This is a genomic window from Paenibacillus sp. GCM10027626 (genome assembly GCF_042676285.1).
Taxonomy (GTDB): Bacteria; Bacillota; Bacilli; order Paenibacillales; family Paenibacillaceae; genus Paenibacillus_Z.
Window position 1 is genome coordinate 248,527 of record NZ_JBHTHC010000007.1, and the last position, 15,392, is coordinate 263,918.

The window sequence follows — 15,392 nt, forward strand, 5'->3', positions numbered from 1 at the left end:
CCTTCCGGCCGCTTCTAACCCTTCACAGAACCGGCCGTTATTCCTGCAATAATGTACTTTTGCATAAGCAAATAGAAAACAAGCAGCGGTGCGATCGACAAAAACAGCATCGGAAACAGATTCGTCCAATCGACGGAAAATTGTCCGATATTTCTGAACACTTCCAGCAAGAGCACGCCTTTATCGCGGGATTGCAGAAACAGCAAAGGCGTAATGAAATCGTTCCAGGTCGCCAATACGTTCAGAATCGCAACCGTCGCAATGACGGGCGTCAGCAGCGGGAGGGTAACGGACAGAAACGTCCTTCCGACCGAACAGCCGTCTATTTTGGCCGCTTCCTCCAGTTCCAGCGGAACGGTGGAAGCAATGAAGCCCTTGAACAGAAAAATTGAGAAGGATAAGCCGTATGCGATCTCGATCAAGATGACTCCCATCAGACTGTTCATCAATCCAAGCTCCGATACCAGCTTGAATAGAGAAAGGACCCCCATCTGGTAAGGGACCATCATGCCCGCCAGAAATAATCCGTAAATCGCGATCGTATAACGGCGCTTCCTCCGTTCCAAAGCATATGCTGCCATCGCAGCGAAAAGGACGATTCCTGCAACCGCGAATATTGTAATGGCGAGATTATTGCCAAGTGCCCGAATGTAATTCATCGTATCAAACGCCCGGATATAATTGTCCAGCGACCATACTTCAGGCAAGCGCAGTGGATATAGCACCGCCTCGCCAGGCGTCTTGAAGGTCGTAACAAATAAATAATAAATGGGAAGAATGAAGATTGCCGCGACGATCAACGCCCCAATTTCAAACATTCCGCTTCCGGCCAGGAGGGCTATTTTTCCATGTCTTACTTTCATCTAACGATTCCCCCATAGTTTGGCCAGCCGGAGCTGCGCAAACGTAATAATGCCTACCATGATGACGAAGACGATGCCGAATGCGGAACCTTGAGCGTAAAAGCCTTCACCCAGCCCTTTCTTGACCATCAGCGACACGATCGTTTCGGTTGCATGCCCTGGTCCTCCGGAAGTGAGTGAATAAACAATATCGAAAACTTTCAAACCGCTAATCATGACCGTCACCGTGCAGAACGTGATCGCCGGCGCCAGAAGCGGCAGCGTGACGCTGCGGAAAGCCTGCCAGGGGCTGGCACCGTCCAATTGGGCCGCCTCATAGTATTCCGGATTGATGCTCTGCAAATTCGCCAGGTAGATGACCATGTTGTAGCCGACCCACTGCCATACCTGCGTGAAGATGACCGCGTAGATCGCCAGTCGCGGATCGCCAAGAAAATTGACGCTGCCCAGTCCCAGCTTCTCCAGCCCTTGGTTAATCAGGCCGAATTCCGATGTCGAATACAGGTAGCTCCAGAGGAAGCCGATGATGAGCGGACTGAAGACGGCCGGCATGAAAAATACGGAGCGCAGCAGCAGCCGGGTCTTCAATTTGCGATTCAAAACTACCGCCAGCGGAATGGCCAAAAGATTGATCATCACTGTGGAGACGACCGCATATGTCATCGTATTGCGAATGCCGGTCAAATAAATGTCTTCCTGAAAAATAAGCTTGTAGTTGCGAAATCCGACAAAGGACACCCGATCTGGATTGACGTCGGACCAGTTCGTAAAACTATAGTAAAACGTGCTTACCGTCGGATAGACGAAAAATACGAGATATATGGCAAGCGCCGGCAGCAGAAGCAGCGCATAGACTGGCTCCCGGCGCCTTGCTCCCGTTCTGTTTATCAGCATGATCCACTTTCCTTGTTCAATTTTCCCCGCTCCCCTTCTTTGGATTCGCGCGTTGCCTACTTGCTTCGGAGTGCCGCCGCCTTCTTATCGATGGCCTCCAGCGCCTGTTCCGGCGTTGCCTGTCCGCCTACGACTGCCTGGATCTGCTTGCCCATTTCATCGATAATCGGATTTCGCATCGTTCCCCAGCCGTTCGGCGGGAAATAGACATTTCCAGCCTTGAACGCCTCCTGCGCGTCGTCATATTCCGGCGGCATTTCGAACACGACGCCCTTCAGATAGGATGAGCCGCCCTTATTGTCGTTCCAGTATGCTTGCTGGCCTTCCGCAGTGGAAAGAAGCTCCAGCACCTCGAACGCCGCTTCCTTGGATACGGATTTTGCGTTGATCCCGAAGGCGACGCCGGGTCCGCCGACCATCCAGCCGGGTCCGACCTTCGTGCCAAGATTCGGAAACATGCCGATTTTCATATTCGGATTCTTCTGCTTGAATGTATCCATATACCAAGGACCGGATTGAAACATCGCCGCTTTGCCGCTCGTAAACTCGTCGATCGCTTGTTCTTCTTCCAGGCCGAGCATATCTTTCGTAAAAATTCCCCGCTTCAAATACTCCGTCCAGGTCGTAAGTGCGGGCAGCAGCGCGTCCTTCATCGAGGCTTTGCCGACCCGGAATGCTTCGTCGAAGCCCTGCCCCTCCGTCGTGCCGATATAATCGTTAAGGGCAAGAGCGATGAACGATTGCATCGCCACATTCGCGTTTTTGAGCCCGATTGCCTGCGGTTTGATTCCGTTGTCCAAGAACTTCTGCGCTGCAGCGAAATATTCGTCCAGCGTCTTAGGAACCGGGACATCGTACGTTTTGAACAAATCCACATTGTAATAGATACCGTTGAACCAGCTGGCCTGCGGGAGACCGTACAGCTTGCCGTCGAATGTGACGTACGACGTGCCGGAATCGTGATATTTGCCCTCGAAGCGAGGCGTCAAATCTTCGAAATAACCGAGTCTTACCGTCGTCTCATCAATAAGATCGCCGATAATGTCCGGTCCTTCTCCGGCTGCAAGCTGGGTTTTGATAATCGTGTCATACTGCGTCGCGTCGATGAACTGATACTCCAGATCCACGCCTGGAAGCCTCTCTTCGATCAGGCTAAGCAGCGTCTTCATGTTATCTTCTTTGTTCCAGTAAGCCAGACGCACCTTGACTTTCTCCTTTGAGTCCCCATCTCCTGCCGGCAGCTGAACCGTCTTCACCGAGCCCGTCCCGCCGCCGGTGTCCGGTTTGGAAGCGCATCCGGCTGTAAGCAAAGCTATGATCGTTAGACAGGTCCATACTACGATGAACGTTTTTTTCGTCACTTGCGACAACTCCCCTTCATTTTTTTCTCTGATCGTCCTCTTGTCTTATCGTTCTTTTACCGTCCACGATTCCGGTTATCGCGGGTTGCATGCAAGTTAAGTATATAAGCTGCGCTTCCGGCAAGAAATCCAATATTTTATCGATCTCTATCGAATTTCCGTTCAAACGTCTCCGCTTTGCCGCAGGGAATACACATCTCCACCTTCGTCCCCGTCCCGGGTGAGCTTGTAATCGTCAACCCGTACGGTTCGCCAAAGAAGAGAAGCAGCCGATCCTGTATGTTGTTTAAGCCGTAGCCTGACGATTGAGAGGTCAACAGCCGGGCGCGGACCCTCTCTTCCATGCCAACTCCGTTGTCTTCTACCGTCAAAATCAAATCATTCTCTTTTATCTTTCCGCTAATCGTCAGCGTACGGTTTCCCTGGGGCTTCTCCTTCAGCCCGTGATCGATGGCGTTCTCTACGATCGGCTGCAGTACGAGATGGACGATGTCATAGCGGTAGATTTCCTCATCCAACTCGTAGTGCGCATCGAACGCGCAGCCGCACATCATCCGCTGGATATCGATATAGGTGCGGACATTGGTCAACTCGTCACGGACGGAGATGAGCTCCTTTCCTTTATTCAATGTCGTCCTATAGAATCTGGCCAGCAGATTGACGGTATGGCTAATATCATAGGCATCCCGCTCGATGGCTTGCGCGTTGATCAAGGACAGGGAATTATACAAAAAATGTGGATTGATCTGGGCTTGAAGCGACCGTAACTCGGCGTCCTTGCGGGCAATCCGGCTTTCATACGCCTCTTGAATCAGGTGATTGATCTGTTTGATCATGTTTGCAAATCGGACGGTCAATTGACCGACCTCGTCTTTGGAAACCATTGTCGGAATGGCGACGTCCAGTTCCCCCTCCTCCACCCGCCGCATTCGCTCATTCAGTTTGCGTATCCCGTGCAGAAGCGTCCGCGAGAACAGCAAAATGATACCGAACAACACGCTCATGCAAAGAACGATAATGATCAAGGTAGCCTCCGCGATGTTGGCGGTGCCCTCTTCGATATGGCGGGTGCCGATATAATAATGGAGTACCCAGTCCGTCCGGGGCAATGTCCGCCGGAGAACGTAATACGAATCGGCGTCGACGGGATCCCAGCCCTCCTTGGATGACGCGAAGATCGTCCTTCCGCTCCTGTCCTCGATGACGACCGCTTCAGCCAATCCGCTCTTGCCGGCGACTTCACTGATCATTTTATCGAAATCAAACCGGATATACAGAACGCCTTGCCTCTGCTCCCTCCCGGGCTCGTAAATATTCCGCGCCGCAAACAAAACGGTTCCATCGCTCCACCATTGGGTTGCCTTGGATTTCCCGGTTTGTTCGTACCATGTTTGTCCCTGGACGGTATGCGAAGGCTGAAAAAAATTGCCGAAGGCTGTATTTCGGTGCTCCGAGTAAATGACAATCTCCTTCATTTCCGACATAAAGTACAAATAGTTCCAGAAGATCGGCTCGACATCCTCGTTCAGTTCAACTGCCAGTTCATAAACGTCGTCATCAGTGTCCGATACTGCCCGCACGACCTTCGGGTTAAAGACGATCGATTTAATCGGATACTCCTGCCGGTCGAAGCGGTAGCTCAATTCGGATACGAGCTGATCTGCCGCATAATCTGCAGATTGCCGCAGCTGCCGTTCCAGATCGTCCTTCGCGCTCCTGTAGGAGTATGCGCCCAATATGCCGATAGGGATGATAATGACGGCCACATAAGAAAAAATCAGCTTCTTGCGAAGCGAGGCGTCCTGGAACAAGCGAAGCAATCTATTCACGAAGCTATCCCCTTTCGCGGAACTGAATCGGCGTACAGCCGAAATATTTTTTGAACTGGAGGGCGAAGTTGGAGGGATTCGGATACCCGACGCGATTGCCGATATCGGCGATTTTGATATGCGTTGTCGCGAGTAGATGCCTAGCGTGCTCCATTCGAACCCGGACGATATATTTGCCGAGGCTTTGCCCCGTCTGAGCCTTGAACAGATGACCGAGATAGCTGGCGGATAAGAACACTTTTGATGCCAAATATTCGATATCCAGATCGCTATTACCGTATTCGCTCCCAACCAGCTCCTGAATGTCCCGAACGACTTTGCGCGAGCTTTCGTCCGTCTCTTGTACTGGATGCATCTCGTTTTGTGAATGAAAATATTTTCCATAAATTCCATATTTAGATGTATCATCTCTTTCACGTAATGCCTCACGAATGCGAGTTTCCCGTTCGCACAAAGCAATCGCTTTTTCCATCACATGGAGAAATTCGGCTACATCAAGCGGCTTCAGCAGGTAATGAACGACACCAAGGCCTATCGCTTTCTGAGCGTACTCAAACTCTCCGAAAGCGCTGTAAATAATGAGCTGTACATTTGGGCTGGCTTCTTTGATTCGCCTAGCAAGCGTAAGTCCGTCCATCCGCGGCATTTTAATATCTGTGAACACGATATCGATGGAGATTGACTGCGCAATTGCAAGCGCCTCCAATCCATTGTTCGCAATCGAGACTTGCAGTGGTAAATGTCGATCTTCGATCACTTTTTTGATCGTGGTTGCTTCAATCACCTGGTCATCAACGATTAAAATCGAATACATAGGCCCCTCCATTGCGTATTTAGCTTTTATGATTCTTAAACGTTTCTCCACAGCAGGCGAAAATCCTCCAGAAGGATTGAATCATCCCTGGCCCTCTGGCCACCCTCGGCCTTCATATCCAGCATGTAAGAGAGGCGGACCAGAGCGGGCCGGCTGCGCCATACGCAAAAAAAAAGCGTTCCCGAGGAGCGCCCTGAATTGAAGCTTGATATGAAAAAATTTATCTATCTCCGAAGATTTCTGGCTTCCGCCGCGGCGTATAATGTCATCTTAATTAAGTTTTACCATCTCCAATATTTTCTCTAAAACTGCTTCCCGGTTGGACCAATGAATATAATGCTCTGAATCAGGCAATGTCTCTTGACGACTCTCATCAGACCAATGCAACAACTCTTTCTGCACTTCCTCCCAATCACTTCCGCTATCTGATGATAAAATTAGAAGAGGAATATCCTTCAAATATCCTCCTTCAATAACTGACTGGGCATTTTCATTCATATTTCGTATAGCGTTAAGATTGTTGGACTCTCCAATATGATTATAATACATCGCAACATCCATGCCCTTAATTTCATTCGGCAGCGACTGATTGCGTATATTTTCGCCTGTAAAAGGAAGTAATACTCCGAAAGTTCCTAATGCTCTAACAACCCCCGTCACTCTAAATCCCGCAAAAATTCTATTAATCAGATATGACTTCATCTCGGATTCTTTTGCATAATATTCAGGACTGCCGCTGTCCAGTAATATAATTCCTTTTACTTCATCCGGATATTTTTGGGCATAACGGATAGTTTCTAGTGAAGCAAGCGAATGTCCCACCAGAATGTAGGGGGCTTGCTCGCCCGCCTTCTGAAGCAGCTCGTGCAGTTCTTCGACTACGATGTCGATTGTTCTCGGGATATTTGTTTTTTCACTCCAGCCAAACCCGGCATGGTCATAACTAACCGTTCTCGAATACGGCTGCAATTCATTTTGTAAATAATAAAAATCCGTAAAGGCACTAGGCGTTCCAGACCCTGAAATGAAAACAATTGTAGATTCGCCTTGACCGACACCATATAAATGAATGTCATGGGAGTTTATTTGGTAGATTTGCCCTTTGGGTAAATATTTGCGAAATTCTACTTTCATCATTTCATTTTGCCAAATACCGCCGCTTAAAAGCAGGATGAGAACAATTAATAGAAGCCTAAAACCTATGCTTAATCGCCGTTTCCGCGTTGTTTTTATCATAACTTTGGATAATAAATCTCCGTTATTCCGTTTGGTTGTAATGAATCATTAAATGTTTCAAATCTCGCTTTCACTGCATCTAGTTCGTATTTCGCCCGATTATGCCGCTCACAAAAAAACTGCCAAAAGGAACATATGTATTTCTCCTCAAAACTAAACACTACATACTCCTCGTCAGGAACGATTAAAGAGACCATCCCCTCAGGGACTTCTTCGAGTTGATTCACCATTAGCCCTACTGTCATTTTTGATCCATTATCATGAATCACCATATAGGTATTACCATCTAATATTTGTCCTTTAATTTCGCCTTTTCTCGCTTCAAGCATGGCAAAAAGCTGCTGTTCATCTTCATATGATTGCGGTAATTGATTCTGCAATCCAATTAAAAATCTTTCCCTGAATCGCTCCGTTCGAATTGTCCAAAGTTCTTCCATGTCTACAGCATTTTGTTCGGACATTTGCATCACCTTTTTTATGGTTTTTCTTAAATATTCGGCAATGCAAGTCACTATCCTGCTTGCTTCTATATAATCCCTCTCGTCTCCAAGCCGTTCATATCAAATAATTATACAAGTCATGAGTGGAATCATAGATTACTAGATATCTATCAGTTGCGTTCCAAGTCATTCTCGCATTTACTATAGTATCTTGTATGAAGCGAGGTGAATGAAATTGGGTATCTTCAGAGCCGATGTCGTTAAAATTGTGTTTAGACGCAGCCGGATAACTGGCCGCAGAATTATCGTTGCGGTCCGTATAATCGGTAGTGCTAGACCGTGCACCCGATTTTTGGTAGTCGGCAGACGTGTGATTTTTGCAGAGCGTTGCCTTTTAACAAATGGATTCATTCTTGTGGCAGCCAGACGAAATGTTCTGGTTTTTGAACGCAGGATCTTTTAGATCTTGAAGCGCCAGAAGCCCCCTTTAGCGAGGGGGCTTCTATGCGGATTGCTAAAGACTTGATTTGTAGTGATATCGTTAGTACAATGGTTTTATGATTACTCAAATAATGTATAATGATGAGCAAAGGGTCAAAATATTTAAGGCATTAGCTGATGAAACAAGACTGGATATCATTCGAACTTTGTACGCCAACAAGAAGGAGATGAATTGCGGGGAAGTGATGTGCATTCGCGATACTTCGAAATCGAATACTTCGTATCATTTGCGTACTTTAAGGGAGGCGAAATTGATCAAGGTACGAAAAGAAGCTCAATCGAAGTATATGAGTATCGATATAGAAACTTTTCAAACTTACTTGCCCGGATTTCTGGATACGCTGTAGAAAGAAATCTATTTTTTTGCTTTGTAGTTCAATAGTTATTCAACTACAAAACTAATTGCAATAGGAGAAGATGAATACCATGAAAAAATTAACTGCATTATTTTTCCTCATCATGTTTGTTATCGGTACAGATACATTTTTGATTTCTCCGCTCATCCCCACTCTTCAGAAATTGTTTCATATCTCGACCGAATTATCCGGTTGGATGGTGGGGGCCTATGCTTTAGGTTATGCCGTATTTGCACTGATCGCCGGACCGCTTTCCGATGGATGGGATCGAAAAAAAGTAATGCTTTCCGGCATGGTTTGCTTCTCGGTTTCAACCATTTTATGCGGTTTTGCCACAGGTTTTTGGTCGATGTTTTTATTCCGTTTTTTAGCCGGAGTCAGCGCGGCATTTACAGCGCCTCAAGTCTGGGCATCCATTCCTGCTTTGTTTCCTTCGCCAAAGATCGCCAAAGTATCAGGAATCGTAATGGCAGGCTTGGCTGCTTCCCAAGCGTTCGGTATACCTATTGGAAGCCTGCTTGCTGCTACCCATTGGTCTTATCCTTTTTTTACAATCGGTGCATGCTCGTTGTTGGTGGCGATATTTATCCTTTATGCTTTTCCCGAAATGAAACCGAATCAAGACCAAAGAGCCGGCATTCCAATATTTGGAAGATACATCCCACTATTGACAAGCCGAATAGCGAGAAGATCTTTCCTGGCTCATTTCTTATTTCAATGTGGATTCTTTGCTGCCTTTTCTTTCATTGGAAAATGGATGACGGACCGCTATCACCTTTCGATTGATCAAGTGGGGTACGTGATGTTTTTTCTTGGTCTTGGAAATATGGTCGGGAGCATTAGCGGTGCTTATGTGATCAAAATGTTGAACCGTTTCAATACGATGGCTGTGGGTTTTCTTGTCTCTATTGGGTGTTTTATTGCTTTGCCTCACCTTCCATCGGTTTCGGCTTTCGAAGGTGTATACTTTTTAATATTTGCTAATATGGGAATCGCATTTCCGCTGATTTTGGGACTGCTGAATTCGTTAAATCCGACAATCCGCGGCACGATCTCAAGCTTGGCCAATTCGATCATGTACGCTGCGACAACACTCGGCTCTTGGATCGCAGGCTTGATTTATGCGACTTTTAACGGTTTTTCTGCTGTAGCCATTTTTGCAGCTATTTGCTTTGCTGGTTCGTTGTTATCATTTATATTAAGTGGTATTTTGACTGTTCGCTCGAAAACAAAAAAGGAACTTGTATCTTAAATGCATAGGATGCATAGCGAACCTCTACAAGCACAGTAACAGGGAACAGGTTAGACCAATGTTCAAAATGCCCCTCGTTATTCGTAAACCGGTAGAAACAACTTTGCTTGGTATTAGACTGACATACTGCAGCCTCCTTCGAAATTGCTTCATAATGATCTAAGCCTTTGTGCCAGCTTCATTCCCAGTGATGCTGAAAATTCCATGTATTGATATAATAGATCTGAAAATATGAAGCAGGCAGACTATACATTCGTCACATCTAGGAGGTTGCCTATATGGGCAGAATACTGATCGCGGACGACGATCCGCACATTCGCGCGCTGATGCGCCTGTATTTGAAGAAAGAAGGGTTCGAAACCGCGGAGGCGGATAACGGCGCCGATGCGCTCTCTATAGTGGAAGACTCGAGAATCGATCTCGTCATCCTCGACATCATGATGCCGCATATGGACGGATGGGACTTGTGCAGGGAAATCCGGCAGCGCGATCCGGACATCCCGCTGCTGATGGTGACGGCCAAAGGAGAGACGGGGCAAAAGGTGAAAGGCTTCCAGCTCGGAACTGACGACTATTTGACGAAACCGTTCGATCCGGTAGAGCTTGTGATGAGGGTAAGAGCGTTGCTGAAGCGATACCGGATCGCCAACTCCCAGGTCATCCAGCTCGGAGACATCGTTCTGAACCGCCGGACGTACAAAGTCGTTCGGGGAGACGAAGAGCTGTCTTTGCCGCTGAAAGAATTTGAGCTGCTGTTCATGCTGGCCGGGCATCCCGGGCAAATTTTCACGAGAGAGCAGTTGATCGTCCAAATCTGGGGGATGGACTACAAAGGCGACGACCGGACCGTCGACGTTCACATCAAGCGGCTGAGGGAGCGTTTTGCCGGTGACAGGCGGCATTTTAAAATTGAGACGGCACGCAGTCTCGGTTATCGGCTTGTGGCGAATTCGCGATGAAAACGTTGTACGTTCGTGTCGTTCTGACGTTTTTGGCTGTGATTGTCTTCAGCGTACTGTCCTCCGTTCTCCTCTCCCTCGCGTTATTCCAGAAACAATTGAACGAAACGGGAAGAAACGAAATGCTGGCGGCAGGAGACCGCATCATTCGCGTTTACGAACAGACGAGTCCTCCGGATTTGGATGGGTTCCTGGATAGCATGGCCGCTTTGGGCTCCTATAGGGTGCAACTCTTCGACGGTTCCGGCGGGATGAAAGCTTTCGGCTCGGAGCCGAACAAGACCTCGAAGATTGGTCCGGAAACCGTTCGTAAAGTGCTGGACGGGGAGCCGTACCGGTCGACGGCGCAAGATAACGAGACATTCGTCGGCCTGCCTTTCGCATCGGGAGGAGAGCGCTATGCGTTGTTTGTGCTGAGCTCTGACAGAAATGAAGCGGCCATCCTCCACTTGATCGCGACGATACTGCTCCTCGTGCTCGTTATCGGGGGCTTGTGCATCTTCGTTGCCGCGAGATTACTCGTGAAGCCGCTTAAAGTGATGACGCAAGCGACCAAGCGGCTGGGCAAGGGCGATTTCAACGTGGAATTGAAAATGAATCGTAGGGATGAGCTTGGAACCCTGGCCCAAAGCATTAACGAGATGGCGCGCGAAATCAAGCAAATGGAGCAGATGCGGCAAGATTTCGTCTCGAATGTATCCCACGAGATACAGTCGCCGCTAACGTCTATCTCCGGTTTCGCGAAGGCGCTCATGGACGACAGTCTGATTCCGGAAAGCGAGCGCAGCCAATACCTGGATATTATCGCAAAGGAAAGCGAAAGATTGTCCCGGCTCAGCGATAATCTGCTCAAGCTCGCTTCCCTTGAATCGGAGCACCATCCTTTCGAGACGGCAACGTTCAATCTCGATGAGCAAATCAGACGTATCATTGTCGCCTGCGAGCCTCTATGGTCCGCCAAAAACATCCGTGTCGCCCTGATGCCGCTCCCCTCTCCGTGCACAATAACGGCCGACCCGGACCAGCTCAATCAGGTGTGGATCAATGTGCTCGGCAACAGCATCAAATTTACGCCGCGGAACGGACACATCCGCATCGGGATCACCCGTCCGGACCGCGACGCCTATACCGTCACGATAGCCGATTCCGGGATTGGCATTTCACCCGAGGATGCAAGCCGTATTTTCGAGCGGTTTTACACGTCGGACCGGTCGCGCAACCGAAACAGCGGCGGCAGCGGACTGGGCCTCGCCATCGTGAAGAAAATCGTCGCCCTTCATCACGGCAGCATCGAAGTGAAGAGCGAGGTCGGACAAGGTACGGCGATCGCCGTAACACTCCCGGCCGTTCCGCCCGAACAAATTCGCTGAAAGTTCATGCTCCGTTCATATTTCTCCAATAAGCTCATTGGCGAAACGCTTAGAAACCGAATGGAGGATAAGAAAGATGAGCTTGATTCAAGGCATTTTCGATTCGTTGAAGTGGTTGACCGTGTTCGGCATGATTTTATGTTTGTTGAATGTGGCCGTAGTCATACGGTATGCCGTTCCGTTCAAAAAGGACTACAGATGGATCGATTTTATACCGGGCTTGGGAGCCGCTGTTGCTGTCATAAGTTTTTTATACGGGGATACTTCCGTTCTGGCTCTGCTCATTTATACGTCTACGGCGATCCTGTTTGTCTGTACGGGCAAGAGAATGTTTAAACCGGCCAAGAAGCCAATGTCGGGGAAGTTTCGGCTGATCATGGTTCTTGTCTGTGTTTGTGGAACTATACCTACTATACTGGCCTTGACCTCGGCAGGCGAAGTGAGATACAACCCGGTCAGCGATTTGAGCAAGATGAGCTATTCCAAGGCTTTTGCCAAAATGAACGAGAGGCTGTCGGTCGAGTATCCATTCGGCGAGTGGAAGAAAATCGACTGGAACGGGCTGAAGAACAAGTATGAGCCGATATTCGCTAAAGCCGAGACGGATCATGACCAGGATGCGTACTATAAAGCTTTAAGAGAATACTTGTTTTCGCTCCGGGACGGACATGTCAAAATCGCGAATGAAAATTTATATGACGATAACAAGGTGTTTAAACAGGAAGTCGGCGGCGGCTTCGGATTGAGCGCCATTCAATTGGATAACGGCAAGGTGCTGGTGAATTTGGTATTGGAAGGCAGTCCGGCAGACAAAAGCGGAATCAGGCTCGGCGCCGAAATTATCGCCTGGGACGGGAGGAATGCACAGGAAGCGTATGCCCAAAGCAGTTGGAGCGAAAATCCGATGGCTACCGAAGGAGACCGGATTTACAATCAAGGGCGGTTCATGACGAGAGCTCCGATCGGCAAACAAATTCGGGTCGAGTTTAAAAATCGGAACGAAAGCGATGCCCGGGTCGCGACTCTTGAGGCGTACGACGATCAGTACGAGACATTAAAGAAAACGAAAATAAAACTGAAGAAAGAAGATGCTCCGCTTGAAGGTGAAATGTTGGGCAACGGATACGGTTACGTGAAAATCAAATACTTTCTTCCCGGCGAAACCCAGCCCGATCCCGAACAAATTTTGCAACAAAAATTGAATATGTTCTTGGAGAAGAAAGTAAAAGGTTTGATTATCGATCTGCGGGACAATCCGGGCGGCGACGATAATCTTGCTGCGCAAATGGCGGGTCATTTCGTCAGCGAAGAGAAGGTGTTTGAACACGTCAGCTACTACAACCGAAATACGGGCAAGTTCGAAATCAACCGCATGGAAACGAGGATCGCCAAACCGACAACTCCTTTTTTTGCCGGGAACATCGCTATTCTGGTTAATCAAAATACCGTCAGCTCGGGTGAAGGGCTGCCCCTGGCTTTGAAAGGACTGCCCAATGTCAAGATCGTCGGGTTTACGTCTACGAACGGTTCGTTCGGGGTCATGACGGCTCCGATCGAATTCAAAATGCCGGAAGGCTATATCGTTCGGTTCCCGGACGGAAGGTCGCTCGATCGGAATTTAACGATTCAAGGCGACAGCGATTATAACGGACAAGGCGGCGCGGCTCCGGACATTCGAATTCCTTTGAATGAACAAACGTTTACGGAGAAATATGTTGACGGGCAAGACGTTGAATTGAACTATGCGATAGCCGCACTGCAGCATTAAGGGAAGCACAATGAAGTGCGGACGATCCGTCAAGTTCTGCACTCAAATATTGCACTTTTTGCAATAAATCCGTACCCGAAAAACGACCTAGCCCCAAAATGTTGTATGAAATGCAATAATTCACTCCACGCGGCGGGCAAAGGGCTGCCGATTGTTGCAAAACGTACAGCAATTTCGCAAAATCCAACTGAAATTGTCTTAAAATGATGTGTTTTGTGCAACATTTCCGCCTCTCTTCTGCAGCTTAAACTGTCTGGTGACAAACGCCGGTGGCGGCAAGGAATGCAGATGTCTTCTCCGCAAAAAAAAAGCCTTCAGGGAGCCGGAAAAACAACATTTCCGTCAGCCCCTGAAGACTTTTACACACGCGCGCCGCTGCAGTTCCTCGGCCGATTATATATTATTGACCCAGACGCTTGAGCAATTCAGCTTTTTGCGCTTCGAAGCCCGGTTTGCCAAGCAGTGCGAACATATTGACTTTGTACGCTTCTACGCCTGGCTGGTCGAACGGGTTGACGCCAAGCAGCAAGCCGCTGATGCCGCAAGCTTTTTCGAAGAAGTAAACCATTTCGCCGAAGGTATATTCGTTCAGCTCGTCCATTTCGACGATCAGATTCGGTACGCCGCCATCCACGTGAGCAAGGCGAGTGCCTTCGGCCGCTTTTTTGTTCACTTCATCCATCGTCATGCCGGCCAGGAAGTTCAAGCCGTCCAGGTTGCCTGCATCCGCTTCGATCGTCAGCTCTACGCGGGCTTTTTTCACGGCAAGCACAGTCTCAAGCAGGTCGCGGCGGCCTTCCTGCACATATTGCCCCATGGAGTGCAGGTCTGTCGTGAAGTCGACGGAAGCCGGATACAGTCCTTTTTGATCCTTGCCTTCACTTTCGCCGAACAGCTGCTTCCACCACTCGGATACGAAATGCAGTGCCGGCTCAAAGTTAGCGAGCAGTTCGATCGTTTTGCCTTTGCGGTACAGCGCGTTGCGCACGGCTGCGTACTGGTAGCACTCATTGCTCGCCAAGTCGGCATTATTGTACTTTTGCGCCGCCGCGGCGGCGCCAGCCATCATTTGGTCGATGTCCAGGCCAGCAACAGCAATTGGCAGCAAGCCGACAGCTGTAAGTACGGAGTAACGTCCGCCTACATCGTCAGGAATAACGAAAGTTTCATAGCCTTCTTCGTCAGCCAGCTTTTTCAATGCGCCTTTGGAGGCGTCGGTTGTAGCAAAGATCCGCTTTTTCGCTTCCTCTTTGCCGTATTTCTTCTCCAGATAGTCGCGGAAAATACGGAATGCAATCGCCGGCTCGGTCGTCGTCCCCGATTTGGAAATCACATTAACCGAAATATCCTTTCCTTCGAGCAGCTCAAGCAAATGCTTGACATAAGTAGAGCTAATATTTTGACCGGCAAAATACACTTGCGTGTTCCCGCTCATTTGATTATGGAATGTATGGGACAAAGAATCAATCGCCGCGCGGGCGCCCAGATAGGAGCCGCCGATGCCGATGACGACCAGCGCTTCGGAATTGCTGCGGATACGCTTTGCCGCTTCTTTAATGCGGGCAAATTCTTCTTTGTCATATTGCATAGGCAGATCAACCCAGCCCAGGAAATCAGAGCCTGGACCTTGCTTCTCATGGAGCATGCGGTGAGCTGTCTGTACATATTCGCCAAAGTAATCTACTTCATGCTGCTGGATAAACGATAGGGCGTTGGAATAGTCAAATTTAATCGTCATCGCAAATTCTC

At 48.7% G+C, this 15,392-nt stretch carries 13 protein-coding genes; 5 read left to right on the top strand and 8 right to left on the bottom strand.

Annotated elements, in window-relative coordinates; genetic code table 11:
• Window positions 1–14: 14 nt before the first annotated feature.
• From ACFQ0N_RS15795 to ACFQ0N_RS15825, 7 genes are all read right to left on the bottom strand, one after another.
• A complete protein-coding gene (locus ACFQ0N_RS15795; RefSeq protein ID WP_379327728.1) occupies window positions 15–863 on the bottom strand; it encodes a carbohydrate ABC transporter permease in 849 nt (282 codons plus the stop codon).
• The gene (locus tag ACFQ0N_RS15800; protein WP_379327730.1) at window positions 864–1,757 is read right to left on the bottom strand and encodes a carbohydrate ABC transporter permease; all 894 of its coding nucleotides are present in this window, start codon (window positions 1,755–1,757) and stop codon (window positions 864–866) included. It lies immediately after the preceding gene.
• A 56-nt stretch (window positions 1,758–1,813) separates the two neighbouring features.
• Window positions 1,814–3,118, bottom strand: coding sequence for an ABC transporter substrate-binding protein (locus tag ACFQ0N_RS15805; protein ID WP_379327732.1), 1,305 nt, complete (start codon window positions 3,116–3,118; stop codon window positions 1,814–1,816).
• Window positions 3,119–3,255: 137 nt separating this feature from the next.
• The gene (locus tag ACFQ0N_RS15810; protein WP_379327734.1) at window positions 3,256–4,947 is read right to left on the bottom strand and encodes a sensor histidine kinase; all 1,692 of its coding nucleotides are present in this window, start codon (window positions 4,945–4,947) and stop codon (window positions 3,256–3,258) included.
• Window positions 4,948–4,951: 4 nt separating this feature from the next.
• The gene (locus ACFQ0N_RS15815; protein WP_379327736.1) at window positions 4,952–5,761 is read right to left on the bottom strand and encodes a response regulator transcription factor; all 810 of its coding nucleotides are present in this window, start codon (window positions 5,759–5,761) and stop codon (window positions 4,952–4,954) included.
• A 270-nt stretch (window positions 5,762–6,031) separates the two neighbouring features.
• Window positions 6,032–6,997, bottom strand: coding sequence for an alpha/beta hydrolase (locus ACFQ0N_RS15820; protein ID WP_379327738.1), 966 nt, complete (start codon window positions 6,995–6,997; stop codon window positions 6,032–6,034).
• A complete protein-coding gene (locus tag ACFQ0N_RS15825; RefSeq protein WP_379327740.1) occupies window positions 6,994–7,458 on the bottom strand; it encodes a GyrI-like domain-containing protein in 465 nt (154 codons plus the stop codon). Before ACFQ0N_RS15825 ends, ACFQ0N_RS15820 begins: the two co-directional genes overlap by 4 nt.
• Before the next feature lie 536 nt (window positions 7,459–7,994).
• Between ACFQ0N_RS15825 and ACFQ0N_RS15830 the strand changes: the two genes are divergently transcribed.
• The 5 genes from ACFQ0N_RS15830 to ACFQ0N_RS15850 all read left to right on the top strand — a co-directional run bounded on the left by ACFQ0N_RS15830 (window position 7,995) and on the right by ACFQ0N_RS15850 (window position 13,643).
• Complete coding sequence (locus tag ACFQ0N_RS15830; protein WP_379327742.1) at window positions 7,995–8,285, top strand: ArsR/SmtB family transcription factor; 291 nt, start codon at window positions 7,995–7,997, stop codon at window positions 8,283–8,285.
• A gap of 79 nt (window positions 8,286–8,364) precedes the next feature.
• Entirely contained in the window at window positions 8,365–9,546 is a 1,182-nt protein-coding gene (locus ACFQ0N_RS15835; RefSeq protein ID WP_379327744.1) for an MFS transporter, read from the top strand.
• Window positions 9,547–9,824: 278 nt separating this feature from the next.
• Window positions 9,825–10,505 carry a response regulator transcription factor gene (locus tag ACFQ0N_RS15840; RefSeq protein ID WP_379327746.1) on the top strand — a complete coding sequence of 227 codons (681 nt, stop codon included), beginning with the start codon at window positions 9,825–9,827 and terminating at the stop codon, window positions 10,503–10,505.
• A complete protein-coding gene (locus ACFQ0N_RS15845; protein ID WP_379327748.1) occupies window positions 10,502–11,875 on the top strand; it encodes a HAMP domain-containing sensor histidine kinase in 1,374 nt (457 codons plus the stop codon). The genes ACFQ0N_RS15840 and ACFQ0N_RS15845 overlap by 4 nt, the downstream gene beginning before the upstream one ends.
• Window positions 11,876–11,951: 76 nt before the next feature.
• Window positions 11,952–13,643, top strand: coding sequence for a S41 family peptidase (locus ACFQ0N_RS15850; RefSeq protein WP_379327750.1), 1,692 nt, complete (start codon window positions 11,952–11,954; stop codon window positions 13,641–13,643).
• A gap of 400 nt (window positions 13,644–14,043) precedes the next feature.
• On the opposite strand, the gene ACFQ0N_RS15855 is transcribed toward ACFQ0N_RS15850, so the two are convergent.
• Window positions 14,044–15,381, bottom strand: a complete 1,338-nt coding sequence (locus ACFQ0N_RS15855; RefSeq protein ID WP_379327752.1) for a glucose-6-phosphate isomerase — start codon at window positions 15,379–15,381, stop codon at window positions 14,044–14,046.
• Window positions 15,382–15,392: the final 11 nt, after the last annotated feature.

Bases quoted from the DNA above. Each gene is read 5' to 3' on its own strand.
- ACFQ0N_RS15795 (WP_379327728.1), bottom strand. From the start codon at position 863: ATGAAAGTAAGACATGGAAAAATAGCCCTCCTGGCCGGAAGCGGAATG.
- ACFQ0N_RS15800 (WP_379327730.1), bottom strand. From the start codon at position 1,757: ATGCTGATAAACAGAACGGGAGCAAGGCGCCGGGAGCCAGTCTATGCG.
- ACFQ0N_RS15815 (WP_379327736.1), bottom strand. From the start codon at position 5,761: ATGTATTCGATTTTAATCGTTGATGACCAGGTGATTGAAGCAACCACG.
- ACFQ0N_RS15820 (WP_379327738.1), bottom strand. From the start codon at position 6,997: ATGATAAAAACAACGCGGAAACGGCGATTAAGCATAGGTTTTAGGCTT.
- ACFQ0N_RS15825 (WP_379327740.1), bottom strand. From the start codon at position 7,458: ATGTCCGAACAAAATGCTGTAGACATGGAAGAACTTTGGACAATTCGA.
- ACFQ0N_RS15830 (WP_379327742.1), top strand. From the start codon at position 7,995: ATGATTACTCAAATAATGTATAATGATGAGCAAAGGGTCAAAATATTT.
- ACFQ0N_RS15835 (WP_379327744.1), top strand. From the start codon at position 8,365: ATGAAAAAATTAACTGCATTATTTTTCCTCATCATGTTTGTTATCGGT.
- ACFQ0N_RS15840 (WP_379327746.1), top strand. From the start codon at position 9,825: ATGGGCAGAATACTGATCGCGGACGACGATCCGCACATTCGCGCGCTG.
- ACFQ0N_RS15845 (WP_379327748.1), top strand. From the start codon at position 10,502: ATGAAAACGTTGTACGTTCGTGTCGTTCTGACGTTTTTGGCTGTGATT.
- ACFQ0N_RS15850 (WP_379327750.1), top strand. From the start codon at position 11,952: ATGAGCTTGATTCAAGGCATTTTCGATTCGTTGAAGTGGTTGACCGTG.
- ACFQ0N_RS15855 (WP_379327752.1), bottom strand. From the start codon at position 15,381: ATGACGATTAAATTTGACTATTCCAACGCCCTATCGTTTATCCAGCAG.